Raw genomic sequence first — 17,541 nt, forward strand, 5'->3', positions numbered from 1 at the left:
GGAATCGGGGAAAGGTGATGGCGGGTGTGTAGTGCCGGGCAGGGCGGATGTCAGGCGGCAGGCACGTCACCCGCGAGCGGTTCGCCGGCGAGGCCGCCGGCCTCGGTGCGCCGCCAGGCCTCGCCGCAGGCTTTCGCCAGCTCGCGCACCCGCAGGATGTAGCTCTGGCGCTCGGTCACCGAGATCACCCCGCGCGCGTCGAGCAGGTTGAAGACGTGGCTCGCCTTGATGCACTGGTCGTAGGCCGGCTGCGCCATGCGATGACGGGGATCGTTGCCGTGTCGGTCGGCTTCGCCGACCGGCCCGGGCTCGCCGGCCTTGAGGTAGGCGCGGCAGGCGGCCTCGGCGTCGCGGAACTGCCGGAAGAGCATCTCCGTGTCGGTGGCCTCGAAGTTGTGGCGCGAGTATTCCTGCTCGGCCTGCAGGAACACGTCGCCGTAGGTGACCTTCTCGTCGCCCTCGCGGCCGTTGAAGTTGAGGTCGTACACGTTCTCGACGCCCTGGACGTACATCGCCAGGCGCTCGAGGCCGTAGGTCAGCTCGCCCGCGACCGGTGCGCATTCGAAGCCGGCGACCTGCTGGAAGTAGGTGAACTGGCTCACCTCCATCCCGTCGCACCAGCATTCCCAGCCCAGCCCCCAGGCGCCCAGCGTCGGGCTCTCCCAGTCGTCCTCGACGAAGCGGATGTCGTGCAGGCCGAGATCGACCCCGATCGCCTTCAGCGAATCGAGGTACAGCTCCTGGAGGTTCGGCGGGTTCGGCTTCAGGATGACCTGGAACTGGTAATAGTGCTGGAGCCGGTTCGGGTTCTCGCCGTAGCGCCCGTCCTTCGGCCGGCGCGAGGGCTGGACGTAGGCCGCCTTCCAGGGCTTCGGCCCCAGCGCCCGCAGGGTGGTGGCCGGGTGGAACGTGCCCGCGCCCACCTCCATGTCGTAGGGCTGCAGGATCACGCAGCCCTGCGCGGCCCAGAACCGCTGGAGCGTCAGGATCAGCCCCTGGAACGAGCGGGTCGGCTGAAGGTCGGCGTCGGTCATGGTCGTAACGCTTGCGGCTCGGGCGGATCTCGCCGCGACCCTTGGGAACCGGCGGCGCCCGAGTCAAGCGCGGGTGCGTCCGCGCACGACGCCCGAGCTCGGCTGGAACCGAAAAACGGTCAAGCTCGTTGACAGTACAGATCGGAGCACGCGGCGCCCGCCGGGGCGCAAGACTTCAGGGAGACTGTCCGTGACCCACCGCCTGACCTTGGTTGCCGCCGCCGCGCTCCTGTCCCTGGTCGCGACCCCGCTGGTGGTGCGGGCGGGTTCGGACGCCCCGAAGGCCGAGCCGGCGCCCGCTGTCGCCGAGGTCGCCCGGTCGGTCGCCACCGAGGCGCCGGCCCCCGCCTGCCGGTCGGTGCGGGTGGTCTACGCAGGTTACGCGGCGCCGGCCTGCGGGCGGTAACGGACGATCCCCGTCCGACATGAAATCCTCCATCGTCATCCCGGGGCCGCGCAGCGGAACCCGGGATCCGTAAACGGTGACGTCTCAGGAAAGGCGGAACGCGATCCGCCTCATTCTCCCGCGTCAGCGGTTATGGATCCCGGGTTCTCGCCTGCGGCGAGCCCCGGAATGACCCTGTGTGTCGGCGATCGGGCGCTGATCTCACTCCATAGCGGATGTGTCGCTCACAGCACCGGCATCGCCCCGGCCACCGTCACCAGCGCCCCCGACGTGTAGCTGCTCTCGTCCGAGGCCAGCATGACGTAGGCCGAGGCGAGCTCCGCCGGCTGGCCGGGGCGGCCGAACGGGACCTGGCTGCCGAAGGATTTTACGGAGTCCTCCTCCATCCCGGACGGGATGAACGGGGTCCAGATCGGGCCCGGCAGCACGCCGTTCACCCGCACGCCCTTCTCGGCCAGCAGCTGCGCCAGGCTCAGCACCAGGTTGCTGAGCGCCCCCTTGGTGGCGCTGTAGGCCAGGAGCGACGGCATCGGGTGCTTGGAGTTCACCGACGAGGTGAAGATCACCGAGGCCCCGGGCTTCAGGTGCTCCATCGCCGCCTTGGTGACAGTGAACGACCCGAACACGTTGGTGCGGAAATGCTCCTCGAAGACGTCCTCGTCGAGCGAGGCGAGGTCCTGGTTCGGCTGCTGGAAGGCGCCGTTGTTCACCACCACGTCGAGGCGGCCGAAGGTCCCGGCGGTGCGGGCGACGATCTCGCGGCCGTAAGCCCGATCCTTGAGGTCGCCGGGCAGAAGCAGGACGCGGCGTCCGGCCTTCTCGACCCACTGCGCGACGGCCTCCGCGTCGCCCTGCTCGGAGGGCAGGTAGGAGATCGCCACGTCGGCGCCCTCGCGGGCATAGGCGATCGCGACCGCCCGGCCGATGCCGGAATCGCCCCCGGTGATCAGCGCCGCCCGGCCGGTGAGCTTGCCCGAGCCCTTGTAGCTCGCCTCGCCGTGGTCGGGCTCCGGCTTCATCCGGCCGGTGAGGCCGGGAAAACCCTGCGGCTGGCCCTCGAAGGGCGGACGGGGATGCTTGGTGAGGGGATTGGGGAAGTCTGACGACATGAGGGAGGGGTCTCCGGCGGTCGGGAGGTCGGGCCGCCGTCAACCGGGGAGGCCCCCGGCCGTTCCCTGCTCTCCCTCGGTATCCCGTCATTCCTCCCGCGAGCCGTCGTCCTGACCGAGTGCATCGTCCTCACGGCCAGGGATGGCGTAGCGCCCGCTGAGCCAGCGCTGCAGGTCCACGTCGGCGCAGCGCTTCGAGCAGAACGGCTTGAACTCCGGCACCGCCGGCTTGCCGCAGATCGGGCAGGCCGGCGCCTTCGCGTCGTCGGGCGTCGTCATGCGCGCCTCCTGTTCTGGTCACGCCGCATCGCGCCAGGCGCTGCGGACCGGGAAACCCTCGCCCTCGAGCAGCCCGACCGTCTCGTAGAGCGGCAGGCCGACCACGGCGCTGTAGGAGCCGACGAGCTTGACCACGAAGGAGCCGGCGAGCCCCTGGATCGCGTAGCCCCCGGCCTTGCCGCGCCACTCGCCGCTGGCGAGGTAGCTGTCGATCTCACGCGCCGAGAGGCGCTTGAACCGCACCCGGCTCTCGACCAGGCGCTCGCGCGGCCGCTCCTTCGGGCCGACGACGCAGACCGCCGTGTAGACCCGGTGGGCCCGGCCGGAGAGCAGACGCAGGCAGGCCGCCGCCTCGTCGGTCACCTCGGCCTTCGGCAGGATGCGCCGGCCCACCGCCACCACGGTATCGGCCGCCACCACGTAGCCGTCGCGCAGGTCCTCGGTGCCGCGCGCCGCCGCCACCGCCACGTCGAGCTTGGCCCGGGCGAGCCGCCGCACCAGGTCGCGCGGCTTCTCGGATTTCAGCGGCGCCTCGTCGAGGTCGGCCGGCAGCAGGGCGTCCGGCTCCAGCCCCGCCTGCTGCAGCAGGGCGAGGCGCCGGGGCGAGGCCGAGGCGAGGACGAGCTTCGGGCGCGCGGCCTGCGGGATCGGGGAGGTCTCGGTCATGGGCGCCCGTGTCTCGAAGGGAATGCACTGCCCGATGCCCTATCTGGCCGGCGAAATCCAGCATCGCGGGTCTGCCGGTGGCGCGGCCGCGCCGTCTGGCCCAGCCGGAGCCGGAGCCGGTACGGAGCCGAACCCGGTATTCCCCGTACGTGTTTCGAGACGAGCCATGATGTTATGCGTCAATGTGTCGATAATGACGTAAAGGAAAATCGGCTTTTTCCTCGGTTGTTCATCACATTTTATATTTTATCCCCCTACGTCGTTGCCAAGAGTTTTCCTCGTTGCCGGGCGCGAGCACGGCCGGAGTTCGGTCAGGCCCGATGCGCGTCGTTCTCGTCGAGCCCGGCTCGATCCTCCGCAAGACCATCGCCCGCCTCATCGAGGAGGGCGGGCACCGGGTCGATGCGTTCGGCGACTCGCAGCGGGTGCTCGACCACGTGGCGGCGCACGAGGACGTGGCCTGCGTCATCACCAGCCTCGAGGTCGCGCCGATCTGCGGCCTGGAGCTGTGCTGGTCCCTGCGCACGCTCGCCGGCACGGCGCGGCCGCTCGCGGTGATCGCGATGTCGGTGAACCGGTCCGGACGGCGCCTCGGCGAGGTGCTCGACAGCGGCGCCGACGACTTCATCGTCAAGCCCCCGGAGGCGACCGAGCTTCATGCCCGCCTGCGGGTGGTCGAGCGCGCCCTCGGGGTGCAGCGCCGACTGATCCACGAGGCCGACACCGACGGGCTGACCCGGCTCCTCGGCCGCGGCGGCTTCACGCGCCGGGCCCGGGCCTGCCTCGCGGCGCACGAGCCGGGCGATCTCCTCACCGCCCTGATGATCGACATCGACCGCTTCAAGGCGATCAACGACCGGCACGGCCATGACGGCGGCGACCGGGTGATCCGCGCCGTCGCCGACGTGCTGACGGAGACCGGGACGCTCTCCGGCCGGATCGGCGGCGAGGAATTCGCCGTGCTGATGCCCGGCCACGGCTCCGGCCGCGCCGGGGAGGTGGCGGAGCGGATCCGCCTGGCTTGCGCCCACCTCCGGGTGCCGGGCGCCTACGGCCCGATCCCGGTCACCTGCAGCCTCGGGCTCGCCGCCTGGGCCGAGGGCGACACCCTCGAGACCCTCCTCGCCCGCGCCGACGGGGCGCTCTACGCGGCCAAGGCCGGCGGGCGCGACCGCGTGGTGTCGGCGAGCGGCGGGCCGGTCGAGCGGGTGAGCTGAGCTCGCCGTTCCAACGAAAACGGGCCGGGCGCCATCCGCGCCCGGCCCGCAACCATGGCCGTGGTCGGCCCGGGATCGCGCCCCGGGCCAGATCATCCGTCAGGCCATCGCCTCGTTGCGCAGCCGGTCGTAATCCGACTTCGGCAGCGGCACCGCGCGGGGCTGGCCCAGGTCCTTCATCGGGATGCGGTAGGTCTCCCGGGCGCTCCAGGCCGCGGCCGCCGCCACCGCGGTGATCGCCAGCGCGATGGAGCCGATGGTGAGCGGGATGTTGGCCGAGCCGGGGGGCGCCACGGTGGCGAACAGGGCCGGCAGCATCGCGGTGATCGCGGTGCCGACGTTCTGCGAGATCGCCATCGCGGAGACGCGGGTGCGGGTCGGAAACAGCTCGGGGTAGAAGCTCGGGAAGACCGCGTTGTAGCCCTGGTAGACCACGCCCCACATCAGCAGGGACATGACGATCGCCAGCGGCACGTTGGCGATGCTGATCGCGTAGAGGTAGCCGAAGGACAGGAGGCCGGAGCCCAGCGCCCCGACGATGATTGGCGGGCGCCGGCCGATCTTGTCGGACAGGTTGCCGACCATCGGGATCACCACCACCGCCAGGATATTCCCCAGCACCGGGATCCAGAGATAGACGTCCTTGTGGAAGCCGACGCCGTAGGCGGCCTGGACCGCGTAGGCGGCGCCGAAAATGGTGGTGACCACCGGGATCACGTTCATCAGCGCCATGCACACCACCCGCAGCATGTCGGGCCATGAGGTGGCGAAGGCCTCGACGATCGGCGCGCGGGCGACCTCGCCCTGCTTCTCCTCCTCGGCGAAGGCCGGGGTCTCGTCGACCTCGCGGCGGATGATGTAGCCGACGATGATGACGACGAAGCTGAGCAGGAACGGGATGCGCCAGCCCCAGGTGTTGAACGCCTCGGTCGGCATGTAGGCGGCGAGCGGCAGGAAGACCGCGGCGGCCAGGATCTGGCCGGCCTGGACGCCCTGCAGGGTGAAGCTGGCGAAGAAGCCGCGGCGGCCGAACGGCGCGTGCTCCATCGTCATCGAGCTCGCGCCCGAGATCTCGCCGGCGACGGCGAAGCCCTGGATCAGCCGCAGGATGACGAGCAGGATCGGGGCGAGGATGCCGACCTGGCTGTAGGTGGGCAGCAGCCCGACCGCGATGGTCGAGAAGCCCATCAGGAACATGCACAGGACGAGCACCTGCTTGCGCCCGTGGGTGTCGCCCCAGTGGCCGAGCACGAAGGCGCCGATCGGCCGGCTGACGTAGCCGACGCCGTAGGTGGCGAGCGAGGCCACGATCGCCACGGTCGGGTTGTTCGACGGGAAGAACAGCTGCGGGAAGATCAGCGAGGCCGCCGTCGCGTAGATGAAGAAGTCGTAGTACTCCAGCGCCGAGCCGATCCAGGCGCTCGCGGCGGCCTTCTTGGATTGCTGACGGTCGTGGACGTGATCGCCTGGTATCGCACTCATCGGGTGTTCCTCCACTGTTCGACAGGATCTGCGCCGCCTTCGAAAATGTGGGCGGCATTGAGTCAGATTGGTTTTTCTTCGAGGGTAAGGACGCGAATGGCGTAAAGTAAAGATCAATCAAAACCCATTGCGCGCAATTCCATATCCACCCGGGAAAAGCAAGGGCACAGCCGAGCTTCCGCGGGGATCTTCGCCCCCGCGCCTCAGGCGGCGAGCGGCGCCACCGCGCGGTCGAAGGCTCGCTCCATCGCGGAGACCGGTGCTTCGCGCCCGGTGAACAGCGCGAAGGCGTCGAGGGCCTGGTGGATGGCGAGCTCGCGCCCGGTCATGGTGCGGGCGCCGATCCGGGCGGCTTCCGTCAGGAGCGGCGTCCAGAGCGGGGAATAGACCGCATCCGTCACCCACATCTCCGGGCGGAGCAGGCGCAAGGGGACCGGCGTGCCGCGATCCGGCAGCATGCCGACCGGCGTGCCGTTGACGAGGCCGCGCGCGCCCTCGACCGCCTCCTCGACGCTGCGGCAGACCCGCACCGAGATGGTCCCGTCGAGCGCGGCCGCGACCGCCGCGGCCTTGGCCGGGTCGGCATCGACGAGGCGGACCTCGAGGCCGGGAAAGCCCGCGAGCGCCACTGCCACCGCCTTGCCGACGCCGCCGGCGCCGATCAGCGCCACCGGGCCCTCGAGCGCCGGCCCGAAGGCCTGCCGCAGGGCGCGGGCGAAGCCCGTCATGTCGGTGTTGTGGCCGGTGAGCTGCCCGTCGCGGACCACGATGGTGTTGACGGCGCCGACCGCGCGGGCGCCCGGCGACAGCGCGTCGAGGAGCGGCAGCACCCTCTCCTTGTAGGGGAAGGTCACGTTGACGCCCGAGAAGCCGATCGGGGCGAGCGACGACAGCAGGGTCCGCAGCTGCGCCGCATCGGCGCCGGCGACGTCGACGAGCTGGTAATGGGCCCGCAGCCCGACCGCCTCGGCGGCGGCCTCGTGCATCGCCGGCGAGGCGGAATGGGCGATCGGCGATCCGATCAGCCCGAGCAGGATGGGTCTGGCATGCCCGTGAGCCATGGCGTGGCGCCCTGATCTGTTGCACCCGCCCGTGGCGAGCTCTCCCTGGGCTGCACGATATCTCCACCTCGCCCGCATCCAGAATACCAAGTTGCGCGCCCATCGTAACATCATGTTACGGCCCGACGGCCACCTGCCCGGGCTTCGCCATCTCCTGGCGCAGGAAGCGCACGAAACTGCCGGCGAACATGCTGAGCACGGTGCCGGCCTTCATGGCGATCCAGGTCTCGAAGACCGGCGCCTCCTCGATCGGCAGCACGCGGATGCCCGGGAAGGCGTCGTACGCGATGGTGAACTGGTCGATCACCGCGATGCCGAGGCCCGCCCGCACCAGCGAGCACACCGTCGAGCCGAACCGGGCCCGGATCGTGATGCCGTAGGACAGGCCGCGCGCGCGAAAGATGTCGGACATGATCCGGCCGTAGGGGTCGTTCGGGTCGATGCCGATGAGCGGATGCCGGACGATCTCCTCGGCCGAGATCGAGGTCCGGGCGGCGAGCGGATGGTCGAGCGGCACGATGCAGAACAGGCCGCCGCGGGCGAGCGGCTCGAAGGTGAGCGCCGGGTGGTCGAAGCGGTAGCTCATCGCCACCACCTCGCCCTTGCCCAGGAGCAGGTAGTCGATCGCCTCCTCGAGCTTGAGGATGTTGATGTCGATGACGAGGTGCGGATAGGCCGCGCGCACCCGCTCGATCGCGCGGGGCACCATCACGTGCGAGATCGACGGCACCGAGCCGATCAGCAGTTCCTGGCCCCCGCCGCCCTGCGTGCGCTCCAGGACGAAGCGCAGGTCCTCGACCTTGTCGAACACCGCGTTGATCTGCTCGAAGACGTGGCGCGCCTGCTCGGAGGGCACCAGGCGCCCGGCCCGCCGGTCGAACAGGCGGATGCCGAGCGAGGTCTCGGTGTACTTCATCAGCCGGCTGATGCCCGGCGCCGAGACGTTGAGGAGCCGGGCCGCGCCGGCGATGGTCCCGGTCACCATCACGGCGCGGGCGACCTCGATCTGGCGCAGGGTCAGCATCCGGTGTCCTTCGCGGGGCGCAAGCTCGCTCCAGATGGGCGGAAAGGCGGGGTCAAGGCAAATCCCGGCCCGGGCGCGTTCCGCGGTAGTCGGGCCCGGTGCTACAGGGTGAGCCGCATGGATCCGCCCGGAAGACCGATCCCGACACACGATGCGCGTCCTCTTCGTCCACCAGAACTTCCCCGGCCAGTACCGCCACGTCGCGCCCGCCCTCGCCGCCCGGCCCGGCACGGAGGTCGTGGCGCTCGGCATCAACCCCGCCCCCGCCCTGCCGGGGGTGCGCCACGTCCGCTACGCGGTCGCGGGCCGCTCCACCCCCGGCATCCATCCGCTGGCGGCGAGTTTCGAGGCCGCGACCCTGCGCGGCGAGGCGGCGGCGCGGGCCGCGCGGGCGCTCAGGGAAGGGGGCTTCCATCCGGACGTGATCTGCGGCCATTCGGGCTGGGGCGAGACCCTGTTCCTCAAGGACGTCTGGCCGCGGGCCCGGCTCCTGACCTTCGCGGAGTTCTACTACAGCGCGACCGGCGCCGATTCCGGCTTCGATCCGGAATTCCCGGCCGCGGAGGGCGACGCCCTCCGCACGCGGGCCCGCAATGCCGTGCAGCTCCTCTCCTTCGAGGCCTCGGACCGGCTCGTCAGCCCCACGGCCTGGCAGGCGAGCCGCATCCCGGCCGTCTTCCGCGACCGGCTCAGCGTCATCCACGACGGCATCGACACCGACCGGCTGCGGCCCGATCCGGGGGCGCGCATCACGCTCGGCCGCTTCCGGCTCTCGCTCGGCGCCGCGGACGAGGTCGTCACCTTCGTCAACCGCAACCTCGAACCCTATCGCGGCTACCACAGCTTCATGCGGGCGCTGCCGGAGATCCTGCGCCGGCGCCCGAGGGCCCGGGCGGTGATCGTCGGCGGCAGCGACACCAGCTACGGCGCCAAGCCCCCCGCCGGTCGTACTTCCATCGGCAGGACTTGGCGCCAGATCTTCCTCGACGAGGTCCGGGGGGAGCTCGACCTGTCGCGGGTCCATTTCGTCGGAAAGATTCCTTATCGCGACTACGTCGACCTGCTGCGGGTCTCAGGCGTCCACGTCTACCTGACCTATCCGTTCGTGCTGTCCTGGTCGATGCTGGAGGCGATGGCGCTCGGCGCCTGCATCGTCGGCTCGGCGACCCCGCCGGTCGAGGAGGTGATCCGCCACCGCGAGAACGGGATCCTGGTCGATTTCTTCTCGCGGGAGGCGATCGCCGAGGCGGTGGTCGCGGCCCTGGCCGATCCCGGTTCTGTGGCCCCCTTGCGGGCGGCGGCGCGGGAGACCGCGCTCGCCTACGACCTCAAGCGCGTGTGCCTGCCGGCGCACTTACGCCTGATCGAGGCGGTCGCCGCCGGGGGCGGCTGAGCCGGCTGCCCGGCGAGGACCCGCGGCGGAGCGGGCGGCAATCGGCGTTTGCCGGGAGCACGAATCGGTGGCACGCCAATGCTTCGCGCGCTCAGCAAATGTTAGTGCTATCGCGCCAACCTGTCCCGACGACGGGGGGAGGGGCCTTTGACGACGCCGAGCTTGCACATCGTCGGGGAGACGCCGGCAGGAGAGTTGCCGATCGGCGGCATCCCGCTGTCCGAGCTGCTCGGGGCGCTCAGCCACGCCCTCGACCTCACCGAGGGCCAGCCGCCCGGCCACTGCGTCCGCGCCACCTGGATCGGCATGCAGGTCGGCCGGGAGATGGGCCTCGCGCCCGACCGGCTGTGGGAGCTCTACTACACGGTGATGCTGAAGGACCTCGGCTGCTCCAGCAACGCGGCGCGGATCTGCGAATTGTACCTCTCCGACGACATCGGCTTCAAGCGCGACTTCAAGACGGTGAGCGACAGCCTGCCACAGGTACTGGGCTTCGTCTTCTCGCATACCGGGCTCAGGGCGGGCCTGGCCGAGCGCTTCCGGGCGGTGCTCAACATCCTGCAGAACGGCGGCGAGATCGTCGACGACCTGATCCAGACCCGCTGCCAGCGCGGGGCGGAGATCGCCGCGCGGCTGCGCTTCCCGCCCGTCGTGTGCGAGGCGATCCACGCCCTCGACGAGCACTGGAACGGCAAGGGCCGGCCCGACCGCCGCGCCGGGCCCGGGATCCCGCTCTACGCCCGCATCGCCCTGCTGGCGCAGGTCGCCGACGTCTTTCACACCAGCGCCGGGCCGGCGGCGGCGCTCGCCGAGGCGCGGGCCCGGGCCGGCACCTGGTTCGACCCCGATGCCGTGGCGGCCTTCGAGCGGGCAGCGCGGGCGCCGGGCTTCTGGGAGGTCCTGGCCTCGGAGCGAGTGGCGGATGCCGTGGCGGCCCTGGAGCCGGCGCGGCCCGGCCTCGTCGTCGACGAGGATTACCTCGACGACATCGCCCGCGCCTTCGCCCAGGTGATCGACGCCAAGAGCCCGTTCACCTCGGGCCATTCCGAGCGGGTCGCGGTCTATGCCGACCTGATCGCGGCCGAGCTCGGCTACGACACCCGGGCCCGCCGCTGGCTGCGCCGGGCGGCCTTGCTGCACGATGTCGGCAAGCTCGGGGTCTCGAACGCCATCCTCGACAAGGCGGCCAAGCTCGACGAGGCGGAGTGGCGCGACATGCGCAACCACGCCCTCCTGTCCGAGACGATCCTCGCCCGCGTCGCCGCCTTCCACGCCATCGCGCGGATCGGCGGCGCCCATCACGAGCGCCTCGACGGCAAGGGCTATCCCCGCGGCCTCTCGGGCGACGCCATCGCGCCGGAGACGCGGATCGTCTCGGTGGCGGACGTGTTCGATGCGCTGACCGCCGACCGCCCCTACCGCGCCGCGATGCCGGTCCCGAAGGCGCTCGGCATCATGCGCGCGGAGGTCGGCACCGCCTTCGACCCGGCCTGCTTCGCGGCTCTGGAGCGGGTGATCGCCGGGCTCGACGGGGACCTGTCCCGGGCGGCGTGACACCGCCCGGGGTCTGGCTACTCGATCGAGGCGGTCGCCTCGACGGTCTCCCGCGCCCGGGCCGGCGTCACCGTGACGGCGTCGCCCGTGCGGGCGATGGTGACCGTTCGGGCGGCGGTGCCGGCCTGGCGCGGCGTCGAGACGGTGAGGCTCTGCCCGGAGGCCAGCACCGCCTCGAACCGGGAGGCGGGGGCGGCGGCGCGCGGGGCCAGCGTCACCACCACGCGGTAGCCCGCGGGCTCGGGCGTGTAGTAGGCCACCCCGGCGAGCGGGCCGAGGTCGAGGCTGGCCGCCCCGGCCGGGCGCAGCTCGCCGGCGGAGGCCGCGCCGGCGGCGAGCGTCGCGACGGCGAGAAGGGTGTTGCCGAGGGCTTTACGAAGGGTCGTCCGGGTCATGGTCGTCGTCCTGGCCGTGGCGGGGAGCCGCGAGCGCCCCGCATCCATGGTCGAGATATGCGCTGCGGTGCAGCATGGATCAAACAGATCGTATCGATAATGACTATTGATCATATCGATCTTGCCCGGATCGACCTCAACCTCCTGGTCGCCCTCGACGCCCTGCTCGCCGAGCGCAGCGTGACCCGGGCGGCGTCCCGCATCGGCATCGGCCAGTCGGCGATGAGCAGCGCGCTCGCCCGCCTGCGGGTCCTGTTCGACGACGAGCTTCTGACCCGCGCCCCCGAGGGGATGCGGCCGACGCCGCGGGCGCTCGCCCTGTCCGAGCCGCTGCGGATCGTGCTGCGCCAGGTCCAGGTCCTGGTGCGCCGGGACGAGGCCTTCGATCCGCGCACGGTCGAGCGCACCTTCACGATCAGCCTGCCGGACAGCACCGAGGTGCTGCTCGGCACGCGCCTCCTCGCGTATCTGCGGCAGGAGGCGCCGGGGATCAGCCTGCTGCTGCGCTCCGTCGACCGGGCGCACGTCCTGCAGGAGATCGACGCCGACCGGCTCGACCTCGCCATCGATCTGTCGTTCCGCGGGCAGATGCACCACAAGCAGCGCCTGCTCTACCGCGACAGCTACGTCTGCCTGTTCAACGCCGCCCTGGTCGGGCTGACGCCGCCGATCTCGCTCGACGATTACCTGCGCTTTCCCCACGTGCTGACCAGCCTGCGCGAGACCGCCCACGGGGTGGTGGACGACGCGTTGGCCAAGATCGGCCGCAGCCGCACCCTCGCGGTCACCTCGCCGCGCTTCATCGCGGTGCCGTTCCTGGTGCGCAGCGCGCCGGTGCTCACCACCATGCATGCGCGCCTCGCCACGCTCTTCGCCGAGACCCTCGGGCTGACGGTGAGCCCCGCCCCGGTCCCCCTCGACGACGTGGCGATCGGCATGCTCTGGCACGCCTCCTACGACGATGACCCGGCCCATCGCTGGCTGCGCGACCTGCTGCGGCGTCTCGCCGGCGAAGGCGGGCCTGTTCCCGAGCCCGGCGAGGCGCCGGTCGTTTCCTGACGCCCAGGCCCTGCCGGTGCGGCGCGCGAGGCGCTATGCTGGCGCGGTTCACCTTCGATCCGAACCGACCCTGGACCTTTACCCGTGCGCCTGACCCAGATCACCCACCACGACCTCGACGGCTACGGCGCCGCGACCCTCGTCGCGGCCTATGCCGAGCCGGCCCGGATCGTGCACGTGCCGCGCTACGGCGATGTCGGCCCGGTCGTCGACGACGAATTGAAGCGCTTAGGGAAAACCAAGGCGGCGGAGATGGTGCTGATCACCGATCTCGGCATCGAGGAGCCGACGATCGCCTTCCTGCGCCGCTTCGCCGCCATGAACCGCAAGCGCGACCCGGAGGCGCCGCACCGGCTGGTGGTGCTCGACCACCACACCTCCTCGATCGACCAGATGCGCCGCCAGGGGCTGGAGCCGAAGGCCGATTCCGAGAATCCCCGCCTGTCGCGGTTCGACCTCGGCGATCCGTCGGTCACCGTGCTGATCGACGAGGGCTCGAGCGCGACGAAGATGGTCGCGACCCACCGCGCCCTGTTCGCCACGCGCGAGGCCGACCCCGCCCGCGCCGAGGATCTCGCGCTCTTGGTCGCCTCTGTCGACGCCCTCGACCTCTGGCGCAAGGACGATCCCCGCTTCCCCGGCGGCTTCGCCCTCGACGAGATTTTTTGGGACAATGTCGGCACCCTGGTGCCGGTCGGGCATCCGGCGCACGATCCCTTCGTCGCCCGCCTGCTGCTGGAGGCGACCGCACGCCTGCGCGCCGGCGCCACCCCGGCCGAACTGGAGCGCGCCGTGCCGGAGATCCGCGGGGCGATCGTCGACGATCTGATGCGCGACGAGCCCGGCGACGATGCGAGCCTCACCACCCGCCAGCGGATGGCCCGGGCGCTCGCCCGCTCCGACGCGCTGTTCCACGCGCTGCCGGACGGTACGCTCCTGTCCTTCGCCCTCGACGCCGGCACCTTCCAGCGGGTCTCGGACCTGGTGATGGCGAGCGGGCGCGCCAAGCGCCTCGTCAACGTGCAGCGCGCCGGCACCCTGTCGTTCCGCTCGGTCGACGGCACCGCCCTCGACGGCGCCCGCCTGTTCCGCGGCGGCGGCCACCAGGACGCCGCCGGCGGCAAGCTCCCGAGCGGCACCGCCTTCTCGCTCGCCGACGCCGTGGCGCAGGTCGAGCCGGTGCTGAGCCCGCCGAAGGGCGCCGCCGACAGCCCGTTCGCGGCGCTGAAGAACTGGAAGGGGTAGGGCGGATCACGGGAGCGGCTCCCGCCGGATCCTTGCATAATCGGGCGATGGAAGAAGAGGTGCGGGCCCCTCCTCTCCCCGCGGGCGCCAGGGCTGTCCGGGGAAAAATCCCTGCTAGAATCAAGCGCGGGATCCCCTCTCCCGAGTGGGAGAGGGGGAGGGGTGAGGGTGGAGACGGTGCCGATAAAGGCTCCGAACGTTCCGCTGCCAGCACGACGGTCAGAGCTTCACACTGAAGCGCGCCACCCTCACCCCCAGCCCCTCTCCCACACGGGAGAGGGGAGACGCGCCACTTCTTTTCACCGGATAGTCCCGCCGCCCGCGGGGAGAGGGGAGCGCCCGCGCCTCACTTGTCTCCCGGGCACCCCTGCTGCCCCCGGGCGGGCCCGATCCCACCCGCCTCGCCGGCATCCCGGTCCCGCGTCCCGTCGGGTCTCGGATCCGCCGCGCCGCGGCCGAACGTCTGGGCCCAGGTCAGCGCGATGATCTCGGCGCCTGCGCCACTCGCGTTCCGGGTCTTCCGGGCCGCGCGGCGACGCCCGGCGCCGATCCAGCGCCGCACGAGCGGCTCGCCGTCGCGCGGTAGGCCGACGGGTCTCCGTCGTCGCTCGTTCCCTCGCCGCACCCGCCGCCTCCTGTCCCAAGACAATGGGGCACCATGTCGGGCGCGGACGGTGCCGGGACGACGGCGATTCGTCCCAATTCCTTCATCCGGCGTCCCAATCGGCCGATTCAGGCGACGAGCGTCATGACCCAGTCGTAGAAGCCGTCCCAGCCCCCGGCCGTCCCGTCCGGCGGGCTGCGCCGCTCCGGGCCTGCGCCCCGCGCCGCGGCCCTCACGTCGGCGGGGCTCACGTCGAACTCGGCGCGAAAGGCGGCGGTGAAGCTCGCCGGGCTGCCGTAGCCGTAGCGATAGGCGACCTCGGAGATCCGCGCGGCCTGCCCGCTCCCCTCGGCGAGGTCGCGGTAGGCGCGGGCGAGCCGGCGGCGGCGGATATACTCGACCACGCCGCCCAGGGGCGCGAACAGGCGGTAGAGCGCGCTGCGCGAGACGCCGAAGCGGCGGCAGATCTGCTCCACGCTCAGCTCGGGGGAGCCGATCTCGGCGTCGATGTGGCCGCGGATGGCGAGGAGAACCGGCGCGCGCTCGAAGGCGCGGCCGGTTGGGCCGCCTTCGGTGGCCTTGCACGCCGCGGCGGACAGCAGGCACGCCGTGGCCTGGGCGGCGACCCGCGCCTCCGCGGGGGTGAAGTGCGGCACGTTCCGTCCGAGCGAGCGCAGGTGGTCGCCGACCAGCGCCCCGAACGGGTCGCCGGCGCGCAGGACCGTTCCGTGCGCCTCGCCGAGCCGGGCCCCGCCCTCCGGAAACAGGCCGCGCGGGATGATGACGGTGATGGCGCGGTAGTCGGTCGAATCCAGGGAGAGGGGCTGCGCGAGGTCGAGCAGGGCGACGTCGCCGGGACCGACCGGCGCCTCGTCCCCGGAGGCCCGGATCGTCGCCTGTCCGTCCATCCGCAGCTGCGCCGCCACGTGGTCGACGCCCATGCGGGCGACGAGGCTGCGCGAGCGCTCGTTGCGCAGGCCGGAGGCCGCGGTCAGGCCGATGATCGCGTTGCCGAGATGGTAGACCTCGGACCGGCCGCGGAAATCCGGGGTGTCCTCCTTGCGGACCTCGACGTCCCAGAACGGCGCCACGGCCTCGCGCCAGGCGGGGATCGTCCGCGGCCCGAAGGTCGTTCCTTCCAGACGGAGGTTGGGGCCGCGAAGGGTCATGTCAGGCGGGAAGCACGTCAGGCTTGAAGCGAGGCGGCGCGCCGCCCCTGGTTGCATCAGGCTCGCATGGCGGTCACGGTTGTGCAAATCGATTTGTCGCAAGACATCGCGCGTCCCGCCGGAATCCGCGGCCGGCGCTCGCTAGCGCGGGCCCGCCCCGTCCACCCGCTCGCCGATCCACACCACGTGCCGCCCGCCGCTCCCGGCCGAGCGGACCTTGTGCTCCTCGACCGTGAAGCCGCCGCGCTGCAGGCGGGACTTGAACTTGCGGTCGGGGCTCTCCGACCACACGCCGAGCACGCCGCCCGGCCGCAGCGCCCGCCGGGCGCGGCCGAGGCCCGCGACGTCGTAGAGCCGGTCGTTGCTGCGCTGGACCAGCCCCTCCGGCCCGTTGTCGACGTCGAGCAGGATGGCGTCGTAGGCGCCGGGGCTGTCCGCGATGAGGTGGTGGACGTCGGTCTCGTGCAGGCTCACCCGGGGATCGTCGAGGCTGCCGGCGAAGATGTGCGCGAGCGGTCCCCGCGCCCAGGCGGCGACGGCCGGGACCAGCTCGGCGACCACGACCTCGGCGCGCGGCCCGAGCTCGCTCAAGGCCGCCCGCAGGGTGAATCCCATGCCGAGCCCGCCGATCAGCACCCGCGGCGCCGGGAGCCGGCTCAGGCGCGCGCAGGCGAGGCTGGCGAGCGCCCGCTCCGAGCCGCTGCGGCGGCTGTTCATCAGCTCGATCGAGTCGACCACGATCGCGAACTCGTCGCCCCGGCGCATCAGGCGCAAGGACGCGGTCTCGCCGGGGATGGCGCTGGTGTCGAGGTGAACCCAGGGAATCAAGAATCGCACTCCATCGGACCGCGCCGTGCCGGCGGAGCGGCCTCGGGCAGGATGATCGGGACGCAACGCGAGCGGGGCGGTTTTTCGCGACGCAGCCGCCGCAGGCCGGCCCGCGGCCGCGACGGCGCGCCGACGGAAGGCCGGAATGGCGCCGGCTATCGCACGCGCGAGGGCGGCGCGTCGAGGCCGGGATCGAGCCCGGCATAGACCTGAGATCGGACCTGAGATCGGATCGGGGATCGGGGCGGTGGGATGTTTGTCCTTCGCGGGGGTTCCGTGCCATAGTTCCGCGGATGAGCGAGAACGAATTCTACCCCTTCACCATCGAGGTAGCCCCGCTGAGCAGCCCGAAAGGAAAATTCGGCTGGGCGATCCGCAAGCACGGCAAGCTGCTCGAGCGGTCGGACCGGCCGCACGACAGCGAGGAGCGGGCTTATGCCAGCGCCACCGCCGCCGTGGAGCGCGCCTTCCGCCCGGCCGATCCGCGCCGGCGCTAGGACCGCCCGGGCTCGCCGGAGGCGAATCACGCCCTCCGTCCGTCCGGTGGCACGACGACGACCGGTCGCGCGAGAGAATTCGCCTTGTCGGCGACGACGAAACCGTTCATCGTCGAACGGTCGATCGTCGGCGGCCGTCCCGGATCTCGTAGCGCGATCGCTCCGGCTCGGGCACGTCCGTCCGATGTGATCGCGAAATCTGTCCAGCGGCACCGATCGCGGGCAGATGCGCCTCCGGCGGGTCCGCCATCCCGCACGAGAGGATCGGCCATGGCCAAGATGTTCATCACCGGCTCGGCCCGCAGCCCGTCGAACGAGGAGTTCAAGGCGCGCGTCGCGCGGCTGGCTGAGATGCCGACCCACACGGCCTCGCCCGCGACGGCCCGGAAGAACAAGCCCCCGAAGCCCGCCTTCACGCAGCCCGCGCCGTCGCCGGATGACGGCCCGGCCGAGGAGACCCCTGCCGAGGAGACGGACTGAACGCGCCGGGCCGCTTTGCGCCCCACGCCGAGGCTCCCG

General features: G+C 71.7%; 18 protein-coding genes. 8 read left to right on the forward strand and 10 right to left on the reverse strand.

Annotation, left to right across the window (positions count from 1 at the left end; genetic code table 11):
• Positions 1-50 precede the first annotated feature (50 nt).
• Positions 51-1,034 carry a glycine--tRNA ligase subunit alpha gene (locus DK412_RS02075; RefSeq protein WP_109970587.1) on the reverse strand — a complete coding sequence of 328 codons (984 nt, stop codon included), beginning with the start codon at positions 1,032-1,034 and terminating at the stop codon, positions 51-53.
• Between the two features lie 190 nt (positions 1,035-1,224).
• Between DK412_RS02075 and DK412_RS02080 the strand changes: the two genes are divergently transcribed.
• Complete coding sequence (locus tag DK412_RS02080) at positions 1,225-1,440, forward strand: hypothetical protein (protein ID WP_109970588.1); 216 nt, start codon at positions 1,225-1,227, stop codon at positions 1,438-1,440.
• A gap of 224 nt (positions 1,441-1,664) precedes the next feature.
• On the opposite strand, the gene DK412_RS02085 is transcribed toward DK412_RS02080, so the two are convergent.
• The 3 genes from DK412_RS02085 to DK412_RS02095 form a co-directional block, all read right to left on the reverse strand.
• The gene (locus tag DK412_RS02085; RefSeq protein ID WP_109970589.1) at positions 1,665-2,549 is read right to left on the reverse strand and encodes an SDR family oxidoreductase; all 885 of its coding nucleotides are present in this window, start codon (positions 2,547-2,549) and stop codon (positions 1,665-1,667) included.
• Positions 2,550-2,636: 87 nt separating this feature from the next.
• Positions 2,637-2,828: a DNA gyrase inhibitor YacG gene (gene yacG, locus DK412_RS02090; protein ID WP_109970590.1), complete on the reverse strand. Its 192-nt coding sequence runs from the start codon at positions 2,826-2,828 to the stop codon at positions 2,637-2,639.
• Positions 2,829-2,846: 18 nt separating this feature from the next.
• On the reverse strand, positions 2,847-3,494 hold the full coding sequence (locus DK412_RS02095; protein ID WP_109970591.1) for a Maf-like protein: 648 nt from the start codon (positions 3,492-3,494) through the stop codon (positions 2,847-2,849).
• Between the two features lie 320 nt (positions 3,495-3,814).
• On the opposite strand from DK412_RS02095, the gene DK412_RS02100 reads away from it, so the two are divergent.
• Positions 3,815-4,711, forward strand: coding sequence for a diguanylate cyclase (locus DK412_RS02100; RefSeq protein ID WP_109970592.1), 897 nt, complete (start codon positions 3,815-3,817; stop codon positions 4,709-4,711).
• 99 nt (positions 4,712-4,810) lie between these two features.
• Here DK412_RS02100 and DK412_RS02105 read toward each other — a convergent pair whose 3' ends face one another.
• The 3 genes from DK412_RS02105 to DK412_RS02115 form a co-directional block, all read right to left on the reverse strand.
• Entirely contained in the window at positions 4,811-6,193 is a 1,383-nt protein-coding gene (locus tag DK412_RS02105) for an MFS transporter (RefSeq protein ID WP_109970593.1), read from the reverse strand.
• A gap of 203 nt (positions 6,194-6,396) precedes the next feature.
• Positions 6,397-7,254: a shikimate dehydrogenase gene (locus DK412_RS02110; protein ID WP_109970594.1), complete on the reverse strand. Its 858-nt coding sequence runs from the start codon at positions 7,252-7,254 to the stop codon at positions 6,397-6,399.
• Positions 7,255-7,369: 115 nt separating this feature from the next.
• Entirely contained in the window at positions 7,370-8,278 is a 909-nt protein-coding gene (locus DK412_RS02115; RefSeq protein WP_109970595.1) for a LysR family transcriptional regulator, read from the reverse strand.
• 151 nt (positions 8,279-8,429) lie between these two features.
• Between DK412_RS02115 and DK412_RS02120 the strand changes: the two genes are divergently transcribed.
• Together DK412_RS02120 and DK412_RS02125 are read left to right on the forward strand one after the other, a co-directional pair.
• Entirely contained in the window at positions 8,430-9,671 is a 1,242-nt protein-coding gene (locus DK412_RS02120) for a glycosyltransferase (RefSeq protein ID WP_109970596.1), read from the forward strand.
• A 201-nt stretch (positions 9,672-9,872) separates the two neighbouring features.
• Complete coding sequence (locus DK412_RS02125; RefSeq protein WP_204165575.1) at positions 9,873-11,225, forward strand: HD-GYP domain-containing protein; 1,353 nt, start codon at positions 9,873-9,875, stop codon at positions 11,223-11,225.
• A 17-nt stretch (positions 11,226-11,242) separates the two neighbouring features.
• Here the strand turns inward: DK412_RS02125 and DK412_RS02130 are convergent, their stop codons facing one another.
• Positions 11,243-11,620, reverse strand: coding sequence for a hypothetical protein (locus DK412_RS02130; RefSeq protein ID WP_109970598.1), 378 nt, complete (start codon positions 11,618-11,620; stop codon positions 11,243-11,245).
• 99 nt (positions 11,621-11,719) lie between these two features.
• Between DK412_RS02130 and DK412_RS02135 the strand changes: the two genes are divergently transcribed.
• On the forward strand, positions 11,720-12,679 hold the full coding sequence (locus tag DK412_RS02135) for a LysR family transcriptional regulator (RefSeq protein WP_109970599.1): 960 nt from the start codon (positions 11,720-11,722) through the stop codon (positions 12,677-12,679).
• A gap of 84 nt (positions 12,680-12,763) precedes the next feature.
• On the forward strand, positions 12,764-13,924 hold the full coding sequence (locus DK412_RS02140; protein ID WP_109970600.1) for a dimethylmenaquinone methyltransferase: 1,161 nt from the start codon (positions 12,764-12,766) through the stop codon (positions 13,922-13,924).
• Positions 13,925-14,656: 732 nt separating this feature from the next.
• Here the strand turns inward: DK412_RS02140 and DK412_RS02150 are convergent.
• Entirely contained in the window at positions 14,657-15,697 is a 1,041-nt protein-coding gene (locus DK412_RS02150; protein ID WP_162596073.1) for a helix-turn-helix domain-containing protein, read from the reverse strand.
• A 141-nt stretch (positions 15,698-15,838) separates the two neighbouring features.
• Positions 15,839-16,525: a hypothetical protein gene (locus DK412_RS02155; RefSeq protein ID WP_109970603.1), complete on the reverse strand. Its 687-nt coding sequence runs from the start codon at positions 16,523-16,525 to the stop codon at positions 15,839-15,841.
• A gap of 293 nt (positions 16,526-16,818) precedes the next feature.
• On the opposite strand from DK412_RS02155, the gene DK412_RS02160 reads away from it, so the two are divergent.
• Both DK412_RS02160 and DK412_RS02165 read left to right on the forward strand, forming a co-directional pair.
• The gene (locus DK412_RS02160) at positions 16,819-17,022 is read left to right on the forward strand and encodes a hypothetical protein (RefSeq protein WP_093567762.1); all 204 of its coding nucleotides are present in this window, start codon (positions 16,819-16,821) and stop codon (positions 17,020-17,022) included.
• 270 nt (positions 17,023-17,292) lie between these two features.
• Positions 17,293-17,502, forward strand: coding sequence for a hypothetical protein (locus DK412_RS02165; RefSeq protein ID WP_109970604.1), 210 nt, complete (start codon positions 17,293-17,295; stop codon positions 17,500-17,502).
• The last annotated feature ends 39 nt before the right edge of the window (positions 17,503-17,541 follow it).

It is taken from the genome of Methylobacterium sp. 17Sr1-1 (assembly GCF_003173775.1).
In the GTDB taxonomy this organism is placed as follows: domain Bacteria; phylum Pseudomonadota; class Alphaproteobacteria; order Rhizobiales; family Beijerinckiaceae; genus Methylobacterium.

Bases quoted from the DNA above. Each gene is read 5' to 3' on its own strand.
- DK412_RS02110 (WP_109970594.1), bottom strand. From the start codon at position 7,254: ATGGCTCACGGGCATGCCAGACCCATCCTGCTCGGGCTGATCGGATCG.
- DK412_RS02075 (WP_109970587.1), bottom strand. From the start codon at position 1,034: ATGACCGACGCCGACCTTCAGCCGACCCGCTCGTTCCAGGGGCTGATC.
- DK412_RS02160 (WP_093567762.1), top strand. From the start codon at position 16,819: ATGAGCGAGAACGAATTCTACCCCTTCACCATCGAGGTAGCCCCGCTG.
- yacG (WP_109970590.1), bottom strand. From the start codon at position 2,828: ATGACGACGCCCGACGACGCGAAGGCGCCGGCCTGCCCGATCTGCGGC.
- DK412_RS02115 (WP_109970595.1), bottom strand. From the start codon at position 8,278: ATGCTGACCCTGCGCCAGATCGAGGTCGCCCGCGCCGTGATGGTGACC.
- DK412_RS02130 (WP_109970598.1), bottom strand. From the start codon at position 11,620: ATGACCCGGACGACCCTTCGTAAAGCCCTCGGCAACACCCTTCTCGCC.
- DK412_RS02135 (WP_109970599.1), top strand. From the start codon at position 11,720: ATGACTATTGATCATATCGATCTTGCCCGGATCGACCTCAACCTCCTG.
- DK412_RS02150 (WP_162596073.1), bottom strand. From the start codon at position 15,697: ATGACCCTTCGCGGCCCCAACCTCCGTCTGGAAGGAACGACCTTCGGG.
- DK412_RS02105 (WP_109970593.1), bottom strand. From the start codon at position 6,193: ATGAGTGCGATACCAGGCGATCACGTCCACGACCGTCAGCAATCCAAG.
- DK412_RS02165 (WP_109970604.1), top strand. From the start codon at position 17,293: ATGGCCAAGATGTTCATCACCGGCTCGGCCCGCAGCCCGTCGAACGAG.
- DK412_RS02095 (WP_109970591.1), bottom strand. From the start codon at position 3,494: ATGACCGAGACCTCCCCGATCCCGCAGGCCGCGCGCCCGAAGCTCGTC.
- DK412_RS02085 (WP_109970589.1), bottom strand. From the start codon at position 2,549: ATGTCGTCAGACTTCCCCAATCCCCTCACCAAGCATCCCCGTCCGCCC.
- DK412_RS02120 (WP_109970596.1), top strand. From the start codon at position 8,430: ATGCGCGTCCTCTTCGTCCACCAGAACTTCCCCGGCCAGTACCGCCAC.
- DK412_RS02100 (WP_109970592.1), top strand. From the start codon at position 3,815: ATGCGCGTCGTTCTCGTCGAGCCCGGCTCGATCCTCCGCAAGACCATC.